This window comes from Embleya sp. NPDC001921, assembly GCF_053594475.1.
The window spans coordinates 20072-34051 of the sequence record NZ_JBSFEO010000047.1 but is presented as its reverse complement, the minus strand read 5'-3'; the positions used below and the strand labels follow the sequence as shown (position 1 = coordinate 34051).

Genomic DNA, 13980 nt, shown 5'->3' with positions numbered 1-13980 from the left:
CGTGGGGGCATGACTTCTCCCGCGTTGCGTTTCCACTTCATCGGCCTCGTGGTCGCCGACATGCCCGCGTCGCTCGCGTTCTACCGCGCGCTCGGCCTGGACATCCCCGCCGGGGACGACGCGCTGCCGCACGTCGAGGTGACCTTGCCCGGCGGGCCGCTGCTGGTCCTGGACACGGTCGGGACGGTCCGCTCGTTCGACCCCGAGTGGACCGCGCCGACCGGCGGTCACCGGGCCGCGCTGGCCTTCATGTGTGCCGATCCGGCCGCGGTGGACAAGCTGTACGGCGAACTGGTCGCGGCCGGACACACCGGCCACCTGCCGCCGTGGGACGCGTTCTGGGGCCAGCGGTACGCGGTCCTGCACGACCCGGACGGAAACGGCGTCGACCTGATGGCGCCCCTGCCGGACGCCGCCGAGTAGCGGGCCGAGCAGCCGGCCGAGCAGCGGGCGGTCGCCGGGTTCAGCCCAGCAGGGTGCGCAGCGGGACGCCGGCCAGCGCCTTGACGTCCCGCGCGAAGTGGGCCTGGTCGGCGTAGCCGGTGACGGCCGCGACCCGGGCGGCCGGGACGCCGCCTCGGGCCAGGTCCAGCGCGCGGTCCAGTCTCAGCACCCGGGCCAGCGTCTTGGGCCCGTAGCCGAACGCGGCGAGCGAGCGGCGGTGCAGTTGGCGCTCGCTCAGGTTGACCCCGACCGCGACCGTGGCGATGTCCGCGCCCGCCCGCAGTTCGCCGACCACGGTGCCGGCGAACCGGGCCGTGTCGGCGTCGTGCTCGCGCAGCCGCTCGGCCGCCACGCGTTCCAGGACTGCGGCCGGGTCGCCGGCGGCGGCGATCCGCTCGGCCAACTCCCGCGCGTCGCGCTCGCCCCACACGTCGGCCAGCGGGACCCGCCGATCGCGCAGCGCGTCGGCGGGCGACCCGAACAGCGCGGGTCCGAACCCGGGGGCGCAGCGCACCGCCGCGTAGCGCGCTCCCGGGCTGTCCCGGACCAGGTGCGCGGCGGTGTCGGGGCCGGCCACGATCAACTCGTCACCGGACCAGATCAGGTCCATGCACCCGTCCGGCAACACGCGACCGGATCCGGCCGTCTCGACCGTGCGGGTCCACACGATCAGCGGTGCCAGGCGGGAACGACGTTCGACGTACACGACCCCAGTATCCCCGGGTCCGGCGGCGGTACCGTTGGGCTGTCAGCGTGCACGTCCGAACCGGGCAGGGGCTCATGGACATCGAAGAGCAGCGTGGACGTCCGTCGGTGGAGGAGACTCCCGGCGAGGCGGCCGAGCGCGCCGCCGAGGCGGCCCGCGCCGAGCGCTGGGGCAAGCTGCCCGAGCGGGTGGCGCCGGCCGACCGGGTCGAGGAGCTCCCGGCCGATCCGCCCAACGACCCCGAGTTCGGCCGCGACGCGAACAACGACTGGCTGCTGCGCTCCGCGCCCTAACTCCGCGGCACCGCCTCGTCGTGGGCCGGGTGCCGGGGGTGCAACAGCACCACGGTGCCCGGCCACTCGTCCGAGGCGATCCGTCGCCAGCCCCGGCGTGCGTAGAAGCGCAGGGCGGGTTCGGCCTCCGTGGAGGTGAGCAGCCAGGAGCGGCCGTCGACGGCGTCGGCGGTCACCGTCTCCAGCAGCGCGGCGGCGGCTCCGGTGCCCCGGGCCTCGGCCGCGACCGCGAGTTCGTCCACCTCCCGCCCGCCGCACAACCACGCCGCGGTGCGCTCGGGACCCAGCACCCGGGCGACCCGGTCGTACGAGCGGCCGGTGGGCATCGGTGTCGTGGTGGTCCACGCGGTGGCGAACCCGAGCACGGCGCCGGTGGGTTCGGCGAGCGCGACGACACCGACGAAGCCGGGCCGGCCGACGTCCAGCGCGAGCCGCCGCAGGTACTCGTCGGCCTGTTCCGGGCCCTCGTCCCACGGCGGTTCGGAGAACGCCTCCAGGTAGACGGCACGGATCCCGGCCGCGCACCGGTTCAGATCGGCGGCGGTGAATCGGCGGATCGGCGGGATCATCCGGCGGCTCGTGTCGGCGTCGCCACGGGGTGCAGGCACGCGTACTCCAGGGGTGCGGACGGGTCGATCGACACGTCGAGCGGAGCCGGCGCGACGCCGGCGCGGATCAGCAGGTCGCCGACGGCGGCGATCATCGCGCCGTTGTCGGTGCACAGGCGCGGCGGCGGCACCCGCAGTGTGATGCCCGCGGCGGCGCAGCGCTCGGCCGCGAGCGAGCGCACCCGGGAGTTGGCCGCGACGCCGCCGACCACGACGAGCGTGCGCACGTCGTGCGAGACGCAGGCGGCCACGGCCTTGCGGGTCAGTACGTCGGCCACCGCCTCCTGGAGCGCGGCGGCGCCGTCCGCGACCGGCAGCGCGGCGCCGCCCGCACGCGAGCGCTCGGCCCAGCGGGCGGCGGCGGACTTGAGGCCGGAGAAGGAGAACGCGTACGGGTCGTCGCGCGGTCCGGTGAGGGCGCGCGGGAAGGCGACGGCGCGCGGGTCGCCGTCGCGCGCGGCCGCGTCGATCGCCGGTCCGCCCGGGTAGGACAGGCCGAACACCCGGGCCACCTTGTCGAAGCACTCCCCCGCCGCGTCGTCGAGCGTGTCGCCGAGGTGGGTGATCGGGTCGCGGGCGAGGTCGCGCACGAGCAGCAGCGAGGTGTGGCCGCCGGAGACGATCAGCACGACGCACGGGTCGGGCAGCGGGCCGTGTTCGAGGGTGTCGGCGGCGACGTGCCCGGCCAGGTGGTGCACCCCGTACAGGGGCACGTCCAGCGCGAGCGCGAAGCCCTTCGCGGCGGCCACGCCGACTTGGAGCGCGGTGGTCAGGCCGGGGCCGGTGGTCACCGCGACCGCGCCGATGTCGCCGCGGCGCAGCCCGGCCGAGTCCAGCGCGGCGCGCACCGTCGGGGTGAGCGCGTGCACGTGCGCGCGGGCCGCGATCTCCGGTACGACGCCGCCGAATCGGGCGTGTTCGGCCATGCTGGTGGCCACCGCGTGGCCGAGCAGCCGGCCGTCCCGGACCAGGCCGACTCCGGTCTCGTCGCAGGACGATTCGATGCCGAGGACGATGGGTGAGGCGGTCATGGCACGAGCTTAGTTGCCGTCATGGAGTACTTGCACATCACTTGCAACAGCCGCGATGATCCGGGCCCGCGCCGCACGGGCGCGCTCGACGAGCGCCTCGTCCAGGCGGATCCGGTCCCGGTCGTCGTCCGTGAGCGGCGGGCGCTCGGGCGGGTCGACGATCGTGTCCAGGGCGGGCAGCAGCGGGGCCGCCGCCGCGCCCAACTCGTCCAGCAGGCGGTACACGGACGAGGCGTACACGTCGGCGTCCAGGAATTGCGGCAGCGACGCGAGCAGGACCGGCAGCGCGGCGGCGCCGGCATGCCGCCACAGCGGTTCCAGGACGCGGGCGTAGGTCCGCCCGGGGTCCGCCGCCATCGACCACAGCGCGGCCGAATGGCGCGGGCTCAGGCCGCCGTTGTCCACCAGCCACTCCAGCAGCACCACGGCCTGGCGCGGTCGTCGGATCACCGATTCGAGCGCGTCGAGGTGGGCCTCCGCGAGCCGGCGATCGCCGGTGATCCGGATCAGCGCCAGAGCCGCGTGTCGCGCGAGCGGCTCGGGCGCTTCGGCGACCAGGCGCTCCAGCAGCGGTACGGCCTCGCCCGCGGCCGGGCCGAACTCGCCCAGCACCTGCGCGATCCGCGCCCGCGGCCAGGTGTGCGCCTCGACGCTCGCCACGTCGGACAGCGTCGCGATCAGTGCGGGCAGCACCGCCGGGTCGACCGGCGCACCGGGGTTCAGCGCGGCCATGGCCGCCGGCAGCAGGCACCCGCGCTCGCGCAGCGAACGTACGCAGGAGGCGGCGTCGTGCCTGACCAGTCGGTCGAGTCCGGCGGCCGGCAGGAGAGCCGACGGGTCGTCGGCGAAGCCGGCCGCGGCCCGCGTCAACCCCGGGTGCGTCGCGTCCGTCGCCGCCGTGAACAGCGCCGCGCGAACCGCCGGGAGCGCCCGGCGATCGCCCTCGCGCGCGAGGACGGCGACGGCCGGCCAACCCGCGGTCGGATCCGCCGCCAGTCGCGCCAGACGGTCGGCGGCGCCCCGGGTGGCGTGCGCGGAGCGGCCGATCGTGTGCAGCGCGGCCGCCCGTACGTCCGGGTCCTCGTGGTCGAGCGCGTACGTGAGGGCCGGCAACAATCGCACCGGGCCGGCCCGCCACTTCCCGATCGTCTCGCGGCCGAACCCGATGCCCACCCGCGCCGTCGCCGGGTCCGGGGAGCGGATCAGCAGATCGGCCCACAGGTACCAGTCCACCTCGGCACGTCCGCCGCGCTCGAACGCGGAGGCCAGCAGCTCGGCCGCGCTCCACGTGACCGGCGAACCCGGACCGGACAGTCGCTCGGCCGAGCCCAGCGCGTCCCGGACCACCCGCTCCCATCTCCCCCGCCGCTCCGGCGGGCACAGCGCGAGGGCCGCGAAGCCCGCGCGCAACCGCACGGCCGGATCCGGGTGTTCGCGCAGGTGCCCGGCCAGATCCAGGCGCGCGGCCTCCGCGCCGGGGGCCCACCGGCCGAGCGCGGCCTCCACGAGTGCCAGGCCGGCCACCGGGTCGGCGGGTGGTTCGTGGGCCGTGCGCAGCGCCCGGTCGAGATCGGCCTGCGCGAGCAGCCAGGCCGCCGCGCGGCGTACACGTTCGTCGGGGTCGATCAGCAGGTTCGCGGCGATGTCGGCGGCGGCCGGCCATCGATCGACCGCGTGGCTCACGGTGGTCAACAGTGTCGTCACGCGCAGCCGGACGACCGGATCCGGATCGGCGCTTCGCGCGAACATCTCGCGGGCCGCCGGGCCGTCGCGATCGGCCAGGATCGCCTGGTACGTCGCGTCGCCGTAGCCGGCGAAGAGCGGATCGCGCACCGTCGGGCTCAGGGGCGCGGCGGTCGTCTCGGTCGGGTCGGTCGGCTCGGGCGCCGGCGTCGGGGCGTTCACGCGCGGGGGCGGTCGCCGCCCTCTCGGTTCGGGTTCGTCATGGCGGTGATGCTGCTGGATCGACGCCTCCCGCGCAACCCGTTTGCGCGCCGTCGCAGCGATCCGCGCGGTTCCGGACGGTTCGGCGACCGATGCCGAATAGCTCCGAAATCCTTGACACCACGTGTCAGGGACCCCTTCGTACGTTGGTGTCATGAACTACGACCACATCGTGATCACCGGCGCCCGGGAGCACAATCTCAAGGGGGTGTCGCTGCGCATCCCCAAGAACCGGATCGTGGTGTTCACCGGAGTCTCCGGATCGGGCAAGTCGTCGATCGTGTTCGACACCATCGCGGTCGAGTCGCAACGGCAACTCGCCGAGACGTTCACGGCGTTCATCCGCAACCGGCTGCCCAAGCACGAGCGCCCCGAGGCGGACTCGATCGAGCACCTGTCGACGGCGATCATCGTCGACCAGCGCCCGATCGGCGGCAACTCGCGGTCCACGGTGGGCACGATGACCGACATCCACCCGCTGCTGCGCGTGTTGTTCTCGCGGCACGGCACCCCGTCGGCGGGACCCTCCAACCACTATTCGTTCAACGACCCGAACGGCATGTGTGCGACCTGCGAGGGCCTCGGGCGCACCGTCCGGCTGAACCTGGACGCGCTGATCGACCCGAGCCGCACGATCGGCGACGGCGCGATCCGGCACCCGGGGTTCGCGGTCGGCGGCTGGCAGTGGCAGCTCTACGCCAACCACGACCTCTACCCGACCGACGTCCCGGTGCGCGAGTTCACCGACGAGCAGTGGCGGCTGTTCCTGTACGGCACCGGCGCCAAGGTGGAGATCGTCAACAACAACGGCCGGCACCACATCGACTACGAGGGCTTGGTCGACCGGTTCAACCGGCTCTACCTCAAGCGGGACACCTCGGCGCTGGCCGAGAAGAGCCGCGAGACGATCGCCCGGTTCGTCACCGACGGAGCGTGTCCGGACTGCGCGGGGGCCCGGCTCAACGAGGCGGCGCGCACGTCGCTGATCGAGGGGCGCTCGTTGTCGGACTACGCGGCGATGGAGATCGCCGACCTGGTCGAGGTGCTCACCAGGCTGGCCGATCCGGTCGCGCGGCGGGTCGCCCGGCCGGCGGCGGTCGCGTTGGAGCGGATCGTCGCGATCGGGCTCGGCTACCTGCACCTGGACCGGCCCACCTCGACGGTGTCCGGCGGCGAGGGGCAGCGGCTGAAGATGGTGCGCTATCTCGGGTCGAGCCTGACCGGGATGACGTACATCTTCGACGAGCCGAGCGTGGGGCTGCATCCGCGCGACGTGGTGCGGCTCAACGACCTGCTCACCCGCCTGCGGGACAAGGGCAACACCGTGCTGGTGGTCGAGCACGACCCGGACGTGATCGCGATCGCGGACCACATCGTCGACGTCGGCCCGGGAGCGGGCATCCACGGCGGCACCGTCACGTTCGAGGGCGGCTTCGCCGAACTGTGCGCCGCGGACTCGCCGACCGGGCGCGCGCTGCGCCGGCTCGGCCCGCTCAAGCCGAGCTTCCGCCGGCCCACGGGGACTCTGGAGATTCGCGGCGCGAACCTGCACAACCTGCGGAACGTGGACGTGGACATCCCCACCGGCGTGCTCACCGTGGTCACCGGCGTCGCGGGCTCGGGCAAGAGCACGCTGATCTCGGACGTGCTGGTCGCCGCGCACCCGCAGGCGGTGGTGGTCGACCAGTCGGGCGTGGGCATCTCCTCCCGCTCGACGCCGGCGACCTACGTCGGCGTGCTGGACACCGTGCGCAAGCTGTTCGCGAAGGCCAACGACGTGGACCCGGGGATGTTCACGTTCAACTCGCTCGGCGCGTGTCCCGAGTGCCAGGGGCGCGGCGTGATCCGCACCGACATGGCGTTCATGGACCCGGTCACCACACGCTGCGAGGCGTGCGAGGGGCGGCGGTTCCGCGACGAGGTCCTGACGTACCGGCTGCGCGGCAAGTCGATCGTGGAGGTGCTGGCGCTGACCGCCGAGGAGGCGGTGGACTACTTCACCGAGAAGGCGCTGCGCACCCGGGTGCGGTCGCTGGTCTCGGTCGGGCTGGGCTACCTGACCCTGGGACAACCGCTGAGTTCGCTGTCCGGCGGCGAGTTGCAGCGGCTCAAGCTGGCGAGCGAACTGCACAAGGCCGGCAGCGTGTACATCCTCGACGAGCCGACCACGGGCCTGCACATGTCCGATGTGGAGACGTTGATCCGGCTGCTGGACCGGCTGGTGGACGCGGGCAACACCGTGGTGGTGGTCGAGCACAACCTGGACGTGGTCAAGCGCGCCGACCACGTGCTCGACCTGGGCCCGGGCGGCGGCAAGCACGGCGGCACGGTGGTGTTCGAGGGCACGCCGGCGGAGTTGGTCAAGGCTGAGGACTCGGCGACCGCGGAGTTCCTGCGGGCGGCGTTGGCGGCGGCGGAGCGGGCCCGGGCGAGCTGACACTTCGGACGGAGCCGGGTCGCCCGGGCCCGGGCGATCCGGCTCCGGGCCCGGGGCCGCCGTCGAGCGGGAAAAGGGCGGCCGGCAGGGTGGTGGGCCGCTCGTCGATCCGGTCGTTCGATCGGCACCGTTCGACCTTCGCCGGGGAGATCACCGTGGGTACCGCCGCCGCCGAGACGTTGTCCGTCTTGCTGCTCGCCGCGGTGCTCGCGTTCGCCGTGGCCCGGCCGCGCGGGTGGCCCGAGGCGGTCGCCGCGGTGCCGGCGGCGGTCCTGGTGGTGGCCGCCGGGGCGGTGTCCTTCGACGCGGCCCGGGAGCAGGTGCGCACGTTGTCGCCGGTGGTCGCGTTCCTGGCCGCCGTGCTGGTGCTCGCCAAACTGTGCGCGGACGAAGGCCTGTTCGTCGCGGCCGGGAACGCGGTGGCCCGGTTGTGTCGGCGCCGGCCGGGACGGCTGTTGTCGGGGGTGTTCGTGGTCGCCGCCGTGGTGACCGCCGTACTGAGCCTGGACGCGACCGTGGTGCTGCTGACGCCGGTGGTGTTCGCCACGGCGGCGCGGGTCGGTGCCCGGGCCCGCCCGCACGCGTACGCGTGTGCGCATCTGGCCAACTCGGCCTCGCTGTTGCTGCCGGTGTCGAATCTGACCAACCTGCTCGCGTTCACCGTCAGCGGCCTGTCCTTCGGGCGCTTCGCACTGCTGATGGCGCTGCCGTGGCTGGTGGCGATCGTGGTCGAGTACGCGGTGTTCCGCCGCTTCTTCCGCACCGACCTGGCCGCGCCGCTCACCCCGCCGACGGCGGCACCGACCACCGGGGTGCCGATCTTCGTGCTGGTCGTCCTGGCCTGCACGCTGGCCGGGTTCGCGGTCACCTCGCTCGCCGGACTCGAGCCGGTGTGGGCCGCGCTCGGCGGTGTGCTGGTGCTCGGCGTGCGCGCGCTGGCTCGCCGGCACACCACGGTGCGCGGCCTGCTCGGCGCGGCCGATCCGCTGTTCTGCCTGTTCGTGCTCGCGCTGGGGGTCGTGGTCACCGCCGTGGTCGACAACGGACTCGGCGACGCGCTGGCCCACGTGTTGCCGGCCGGGTCCTCGTGGCCGGCCCTGCTCGCGATCGCCGCCGTCGCGGCCGGTCTGGCGAACCTGATCAACAACCTGCCGGCCGTGCTCGCGCTGCTGCCGCTCACCGCGAGCACCGGCGCGGGTCCGGGGCCCGTGCTCGCCGTGCTGATCGGGGTGAACCTGGGCCCGAACCTGACCTATGTCGGGTCGCTGGCGACGCTGTTGTGGCGGCGGGTGTTGCGTGAACACGACACGGACGCCGACTTGGCGGCGTTCACCCGGCTGGGGCTGCTGACCGTGCCGTTGGGGCTGGTCGCGTCGACGACCGCGCTGTGGCTGGTGTTGTGAGCTTCGTCGCCGGCGTCGTGAGCTGTGGCAACGCGTGGGAGCGGGGCGCCGCCGGCCGCGTCGGCGCGACGCGATAGGGATGTGCGCATGGCACCTACGACGGTTGATCCTCGCGATCAGTGGCTCCCCTCGGCATTGTCGGGGCTCGTCACCGGTCTGGGGATGTGGAGTTGGAATGTGTTGGCGGGCGTCGAGCGGGTCGGCGGCTATCTCGCCGGCACGTGGGATCCGCCGGCCGAGGAGGACGGGCCGGGCATCATCGGCGACGGGTCCTGGCCGCCGGTGATCGGCCGGATCGGCGCGATCGCGCTGCGCGCGGCGGCTCCGACCACCGCGGCGAAGCACCGCGAGGCGCTGCTGGGATTCCTGGAGAACTGGGCGGGCACACCGATGGCCGACCCCACGGCACGGTTGCGCTTCGGCGTCGCGCGCGCCGACGCCAAGGCCGTGCGCGACGAGCGAGGGGCCACCATCGCCACGAGTTGGCCGCACGAGGACCGCTGCGGCGTGCTCCAGGTGCGTGCCGGGGACGCCGATCCGCCCGTGTTCGGCGAGCCGGGCGACTGGGTCGAGGCCGCGCGCGGCTGGGGCGACGCGCGGCAACTGCGCCGACTGGTCACGCTGGTGCGCGAACGCGGGCCGATCGCCTGGGATCCGGCGGCGGCGCGACTGATCGCCGAGGAGACCGGCGTGTCCCGGGCGGCGGCGGTGCTGCTGCTGACCGGCGATGCCGGCGGAATCCGCACCGTGCCGCCGCTGGATCCCGACCAGCGCCGGGTGCTCGGGCTGAGCATGGCCGAAGCGGACGCCGGTTACGACGAGTTGCGCCGGATGACCGAACTCGAACGGCTGGAGCTGTACGCGCGGGTATTGCCCGAGGACCCGGCCGACCTGTGGGAGCCCGCCGGCCCGGGTGCGCTCGCGGCCGGGATCGCCGCCGCGTGGCGGGAGCGGTTCGGGCGGGCGCGGGCGGTGCCGGAGGAAACCCTCGCCGTGCTCGCCGAGTTCCCCGGCCTGACCCTGCACACCCCGGCCGCGCACGTGTGCGCCGCCTTCCTGGCCCCCGACACGCACCCCTTGACCAGCCGGGACCACGACACGTGGCTGGCGGAGGGGGTCGGCGGGACGTACGGCACCAGCGCGGAGCAGGGCGTCCGCTGGTTCGCGGAATTCCTGATGGCACTCACCGTCGCGCTGCCGGCCGTCTACGCCGAGTTGCCCGCCGGGGACCCGGTCCGCGCCGGGCTGCCCGCCGTGGTGGCCGCGTTGCGCGCCCGGCTCGATCATCCGGGCCTGCTGTTGAACGCCGGGTACACCCCGCGCTACCCCGATGCCGCCGACCGCCTGCGCGCCCTGTTCGGCGAGCGGCCATACGCCGGCCCGCTCCCGCTGACGTCGGCGAACTTCGACGACGGCCTGACCGTCGCCACCGTCGCCGAGCCCACCGAACGCCACCCCGATCCCTTCGTGCGGATGTACTTCCGCCCCGCGCTCTACCGCGACGACGAGCGTTCGGACCTGCTGCGGCGGGTCGCCTCCGGTGGCGCGCCCGTGCGCGAGGCCGTGGACATGCTGCGCGGGGACTGGTGCGCGCGGGTGGTGGACCGGGTGGCCGGCGACGCGCTGCCGGTCGGCGGGTACGAGGGCAATCCGGCGCTGAGCGCGCCGGAGACCGTCGCGCGGGTCGAGAAGGCACTCGGCGTGGACGCCGACGCCGCCGCGCTGTACCTGCAACTGCTCGCGATCGAGCGCCCGAGCGATCGCCGGGTCCGGCTGTGGAACGGTTGGAACGCCGCCCGTCACCGGCAGGCCGCGGCGGCGCTGGTGACGGCCGGTGTGGTGGTCGCGGACAAGCGGGCGCGGGCCGGGCGCGGCGTCTTCCTGCCGGGCGGCTGGGCCAAGGCCCGCAAGCCGCTGTGGCCGATCGAGGTGTGGAAGGCGAAACTGCTGGGCGTGCGCCTGATCGGCGACCGGGTCTGGGAGGAGCAGGTCTGGCGCCTGACCCTGCCCGAACTGTTCGTCCACGCCTGGGACCTGGTCGAGCGCGGGGACGGGCCCGCCTGATCGCGGGCCGTGCACGGCGCGTCCGGCCGCTCGCGGGTTCGCGAGCGGCCGGACGCCGACCCGGTGCCGGGACGGGCTCTACCGACCGAGTCCGCGATAGCGCCGTACGGACAGCGGCGCGAAGATCGCGATCAGCACCAGCGGCCAGACGAAGGCCATCATGACCGCGTGGTCGGCGACCCAGGAGCCGCCGGCCCAACCGGGGTTCCCGAACAACTCGCGGCCGGCCCCCGCGCTCGCGGACAGCGGATTCCACTCGGCGATCGTGCCCAGCCAGCCCGGCATCGTCTGCGGCGCCACGAACACGTTGGACAGGAAGCCCAGCGGCCAGACCAGGATCTGCAGGGCGGCGACCGACTCCGGCCCCTTCGCGCGCAGGGCCAGGTAGATGCCCATCCACAACACCGCCAGCCGCAGCGCCAGCAGCAGCGCGACGGCGAGCGCCGCCCGTCCCGGTCCCTCGTGCCACCGCCAGCCCACCGCGAGGCCGCAGCCGATCAGCACGAGCAGTCCGACGGCGGCGTGCAGCATGTCCGCGAGCACCCGGCCGCCGACCACCGCCGAGCGGGACATCGGCATCGACCGGAACCGGTCGGTCACCCCGCGCGAGGCGTCGCCGGCGACCGCCGTGAAGGTCGACTCGATGCCGAAGACCATCGTCATCGCGAACATGCCCGGCATCAGGAACTCGCGGTAGTCGCCACCACCGGGCACGTCCATCCCGCCGCCGAACAGGTAGCCGAACATCAGCACCATCAGCACCGGGAACAACAGCCCGACCAGTACCGGCGCGGGTTGGCGGGCCCAGTGCGCGAACGCGCGCCGGGTCAGCGTCCAGGTGTCCAGCACGGCCCAGCGCAGTGCGGTACTCATCCGGCCACCTCCGCCTTGTCGCCCGTGCCGGGTGTGCCCGCGCGAGCCGGCCCGCCCGCGCGGTCGTCCGGTTTCTCGTCCCGGCGCACGCCGGTGATGGTCAGGAAGACCTCGTCGAGGGTGGGTCGGCGCAGCGCGATGTCCTCGGCCTCGATGCCCGCGTCGTGCAGCGCCCGCACCGTGCCGGTCAGCGCGGCCACCCGGTCGGTGACCGCGACGCCCACCCGCTTCTCGTCGTGGCGGACCTCCGGGTTCCCGGCGCCGACCCGGGCCAGGATCGCGGCGGCGGCGCTCAGGTCGAGCGGGTCGCGGACCACCACGTCGATCCGGTCGCCGCCGAGCCGGGACTTGAGCTCGCCGGGTGTGCCCCGGGCGATCACCCGGCCGTGGTCGACCACCGAGATCGCGTCCGCGAGCATGTCCGCCTCCTCCAGGTACTGCGTGGTCAGCAGCACGCTGGTGCCGCCCGCGACCAGTTCGCGCACCGCGTCCCACACCTCGGTGCGCCCGCGCGGGTCCAGGCCGGTGGTCGGCTCGTCCAGGAACAGCACGTCGGGTGCCAGGATCAGCGACGCGGCCAGGTCCAGCCGGCGCCGCATGCCGCCCGAGTACGTGCTCACCGCCCGCGCGGCGACGTCGGTCAGCGCGAATCGCTCCAGCAGCTCGCCCGCCCGGACCCGGGCCGCGCGGGCGCCCAGGTGGTGCAGCCGGCCGAACATCTCCAGGTTCTGCCGCCCGCCGAGCATCTCGTCCAGCGCGACGTGCTGCCCGAGCAGCCCGATCCGGGCCCGTACCCGCGCCGCGTCCCGTGTCACGTCGAGCCCGGCCACCTCGACTCGCCCGCCGTCCGACGCCAGCAGCGTGGTCAGGATCCGCACCGCCGTGGTCTTGCCCGCCCCGTTGGGTCCGAGCAGCCCGTGCACCGTCCCGACCGGCACCTCCAGATCGAACCCGTCCAGCGCCCGCTCGGCGCCGTAGGCCTTGGTCACGCCTTCGGCGGAGATCGCCAGTGGCATGGACACCCCTTCTTGTTCGGCTTGTCGCACTCTCGGGTCACGCCCTCGAAGACAACTCTGTACAACGTACGAAGTTGCTCCGTACGTCGTACCGTACGACATACGGAGTTATCGCGCAAGCGCCTTCCCGATCGGATCCACGACACTTGTCGATCAATTCCGGATGGCGTACCGTACGGCATACGGAGTTTCCCGAGAGAGGCACGCACGTGGCACGAGAGAAGAGTGGGCGCGCCGATCCCGCGCGGACGCTCGCGTTGTTGTGGCGCACCGGCGAGGGGCCGACCAGGGGTCCCAAGCAGGGGCTGACCGTGGACCGCATCGCGCTCGCGGCGATCGCGATCGCCGACGCCGAGGGACTCGGCGCGCTGTCCATGCGCGCGGTCGCCGAGCGGCTGGGGGTCGGCACCATGTCGCTGTACACCTACGTGCCGGGCAAGGCCGAGCTGCTGCACGTCATGTTCGACACCGTGCTCGGCGAGACCGAGCTGCCCGACCCCACCGGGCTCGGCTGGCGCACGGCGCTGGAGCGGCAGGCGCGCGCCGACCACGCGCTCGCCCAGCGGCACCCGTGGGTGGTGCAACTGTGGGGCCCCGGCCTGCTGTTGATGGGGCCCAGAATCACCGCCCGGGCCGAGGTGGCGCTGCGCACCGTCGCCGACCTCGGGCTGACCGAGACCGAGATGGCACACGTGGTCGGACTCGTGGACGCGTACGTCCGAGGGGTCACCCAGGTCGCCGTCGACGTCAACCGGGAGGCGGCGAACAGCGGCGAGGGCTACGAGGACTGGTGGGCGGAGAGCACGCCCTACCTGGAACGCCTCATCCAGCCCGCCCGCTTCCCCACCCTCACCCGGGTCTGGGCCGCCGGCACCTACGAGGCGCCGCCCGACGCGAGCTTCGAGTTCGGCCTGCGTCTGGTCCTGGACGGCATCGAGACGCTGATCCGCTCCCGCGAGTCCGTGGAGTCCGCGGAGTCCGCGGAGTCCGCGGCACCCACCCGGCCCGCGGCGTCCCCGGCACCCGCCCGGCCCGCCGAGCCCGCGGAACCCGCCCGGCCCGCCGAGCCCCCCGCGACACAGGAGTAACCAACATCGCCACCCGCGCCACCCACGCCCCGCCCGACCTGATCCGACGCGCCGCCACCTTCGCGCCGGCCGA

General features: G+C 74.0%; 12 protein-coding genes. 6 read left to right on the top strand and 6 right to left on the bottom strand.

Annotated elements, in window-relative coordinates; all coding sequences use genetic code 11:
• Positions 1-9: 9 nt before the first annotated feature.
• Positions 10-423 (top strand): VOC family protein, encoded by a 414-nt coding sequence (locus ACWCPW_RS39925; protein ID WP_449766505.1) that lies wholly within the window; start codon positions 10-12, stop codon positions 421-423.
• A gap of 40 nt (positions 424-463) precedes the next feature.
• Here the strand turns inward: ACWCPW_RS39925 and ACWCPW_RS39920 are convergent, their stop codons facing one another.
• Complete coding sequence (locus ACWCPW_RS39920) at positions 464-1150, bottom strand: helix-turn-helix domain-containing protein (RefSeq protein WP_449766504.1); 687 nt, start codon at positions 1148-1150, stop codon at positions 464-466.
• A gap of 47 nt (positions 1151-1197) precedes the next feature.
• Here ACWCPW_RS39920 and ACWCPW_RS39915 point away from each other — a divergent pair, with 47 nt between their 5' ends.
• A complete protein-coding gene (locus ACWCPW_RS39915) occupies positions 1198-1443 on the top strand; it encodes a hypothetical protein (protein WP_449766503.1) in 246 nt (81 codons plus the stop codon).
• Here the strand turns inward: ACWCPW_RS39915 and ACWCPW_RS39910 are convergent.
• Genes ACWCPW_RS39910 through ACWCPW_RS39900 form a run of 3 tightly spaced genes read right to left on the bottom strand, consistent with a single transcriptional unit; the run spans position 1440 to position 4987 of the window.
• Entirely contained in the window at positions 1440-2051 is a 612-nt protein-coding gene (locus ACWCPW_RS39910) for an N-acetyltransferase family protein (protein WP_449766502.1), read from the bottom strand. The genes ACWCPW_RS39915 and ACWCPW_RS39910 overlap by 4 nt on opposite strands.
• Positions 2009-3082 (bottom strand): tRNA (adenosine(37)-N6)-threonylcarbamoyltransferase complex transferase subunit TsaD, encoded by a 1074-nt coding sequence (tsaD, locus tag ACWCPW_RS39905; RefSeq protein ID WP_449766501.1) that lies wholly within the window; start codon positions 3080-3082, stop codon positions 2009-2011. Before tsaD ends, ACWCPW_RS39910 begins: the two co-directional genes overlap by 43 nt.
• A 9-nt stretch (positions 3083-3091) precedes the next feature.
• Positions 3092-4987, bottom strand: a complete 1896-nt coding sequence (locus ACWCPW_RS39900) for a hypothetical protein (RefSeq protein ID WP_449766500.1) — start codon at positions 4985-4987, stop codon at positions 3092-3094.
• Between the two features lie 193 nt (positions 4988-5180).
• Between ACWCPW_RS39900 and ACWCPW_RS39895 the strand changes: the two genes are divergently transcribed.
• From ACWCPW_RS39895 to ACWCPW_RS39885, 3 genes are all read left to right on the top strand, one after another.
• A complete protein-coding gene (locus ACWCPW_RS39895) occupies positions 5181-7463 on the top strand; it encodes an ATP-binding cassette domain-containing protein (protein WP_449766499.1) in 2283 nt (760 codons plus the stop codon).
• A 155-nt stretch (positions 7464-7618) separates the two neighbouring features.
• Positions 7619-8866 (top strand): SLC13 family permease, encoded by a 1248-nt coding sequence (locus ACWCPW_RS39890; RefSeq protein ID WP_449766498.1) that lies wholly within the window; start codon positions 7619-7621, stop codon positions 8864-8866.
• An 87-nt stretch (positions 8867-8953) separates the two neighbouring features.
• On the top strand, positions 8954-10930 hold the full coding sequence (locus ACWCPW_RS39885; protein WP_449766497.1) for a hypothetical protein: 1977 nt from the start codon (positions 8954-8956) through the stop codon (positions 10928-10930).
• Positions 10931-11008: 78 nt separating this feature from the next.
• Here the strand turns inward: ACWCPW_RS39885 and ACWCPW_RS39880 are convergent, their stop codons facing one another.
• Both ACWCPW_RS39880 and ACWCPW_RS39875 read right to left on the bottom strand, forming a co-directional pair.
• Positions 11009-11803 carry an ABC transporter permease gene (locus ACWCPW_RS39880; protein ID WP_449766496.1) on the bottom strand — a complete coding sequence of 265 codons (795 nt, stop codon included), beginning with the start codon at positions 11801-11803 and terminating at the stop codon, positions 11009-11011.
• On the bottom strand, positions 11800-12819 hold the full coding sequence (locus tag ACWCPW_RS39875; RefSeq protein WP_449766495.1) for an ATP-binding cassette domain-containing protein: 1020 nt from the start codon (positions 12817-12819) through the stop codon (positions 11800-11802). The genes ACWCPW_RS39880 and ACWCPW_RS39875 overlap by 4 nt, the downstream gene beginning before the upstream one ends.
• A 209-nt stretch (positions 12820-13028) precedes the next feature.
• Here ACWCPW_RS39875 and ACWCPW_RS39870 point away from each other — a divergent pair, with 209 nt between their 5' ends.
• Positions 13029-13907, top strand: coding sequence for a TetR/AcrR family transcriptional regulator (locus tag ACWCPW_RS39870; protein WP_449766494.1), 879 nt, complete (start codon positions 13029-13031; stop codon positions 13905-13907).
• The last annotated feature ends 73 nt before the right edge of the window (positions 13908-13980 follow it).

Coding starts and splice junctions, on each gene's coding strand:
- ACWCPW_RS39925 (WP_449766505.1), top strand. CDS start 10: ATGACTTCTCCCGCGTTGCGTTTCCACTTCATCGGCCTCGTGGTCGCC.
- ACWCPW_RS39875 (WP_449766495.1), bottom strand. CDS start 12,819: ATGCCACTGGCGATCTCCGCCGAAGGCGTGACCAAGGCCTACGGCGCC.
- tsaD (WP_449766501.1), bottom strand. CDS start 3,082: ATGACCGCCTCACCCATCGTCCTCGGCATCGAATCGTCCTGCGACGAG.
- ACWCPW_RS39895 (WP_449766499.1), top strand. CDS start 5,181: ATGAACTACGACCACATCGTGATCACCGGCGCCCGGGAGCACAATCTC.
- ACWCPW_RS39880 (WP_449766496.1), bottom strand. CDS start 11,803: ATGAGTACCGCACTGCGCTGGGCCGTGCTGGACACCTGGACGCTGACC.
- ACWCPW_RS39885 (WP_449766497.1), top strand. CDS start 8,954: ATGGCACCTACGACGGTTGATCCTCGCGATCAGTGGCTCCCCTCGGCA.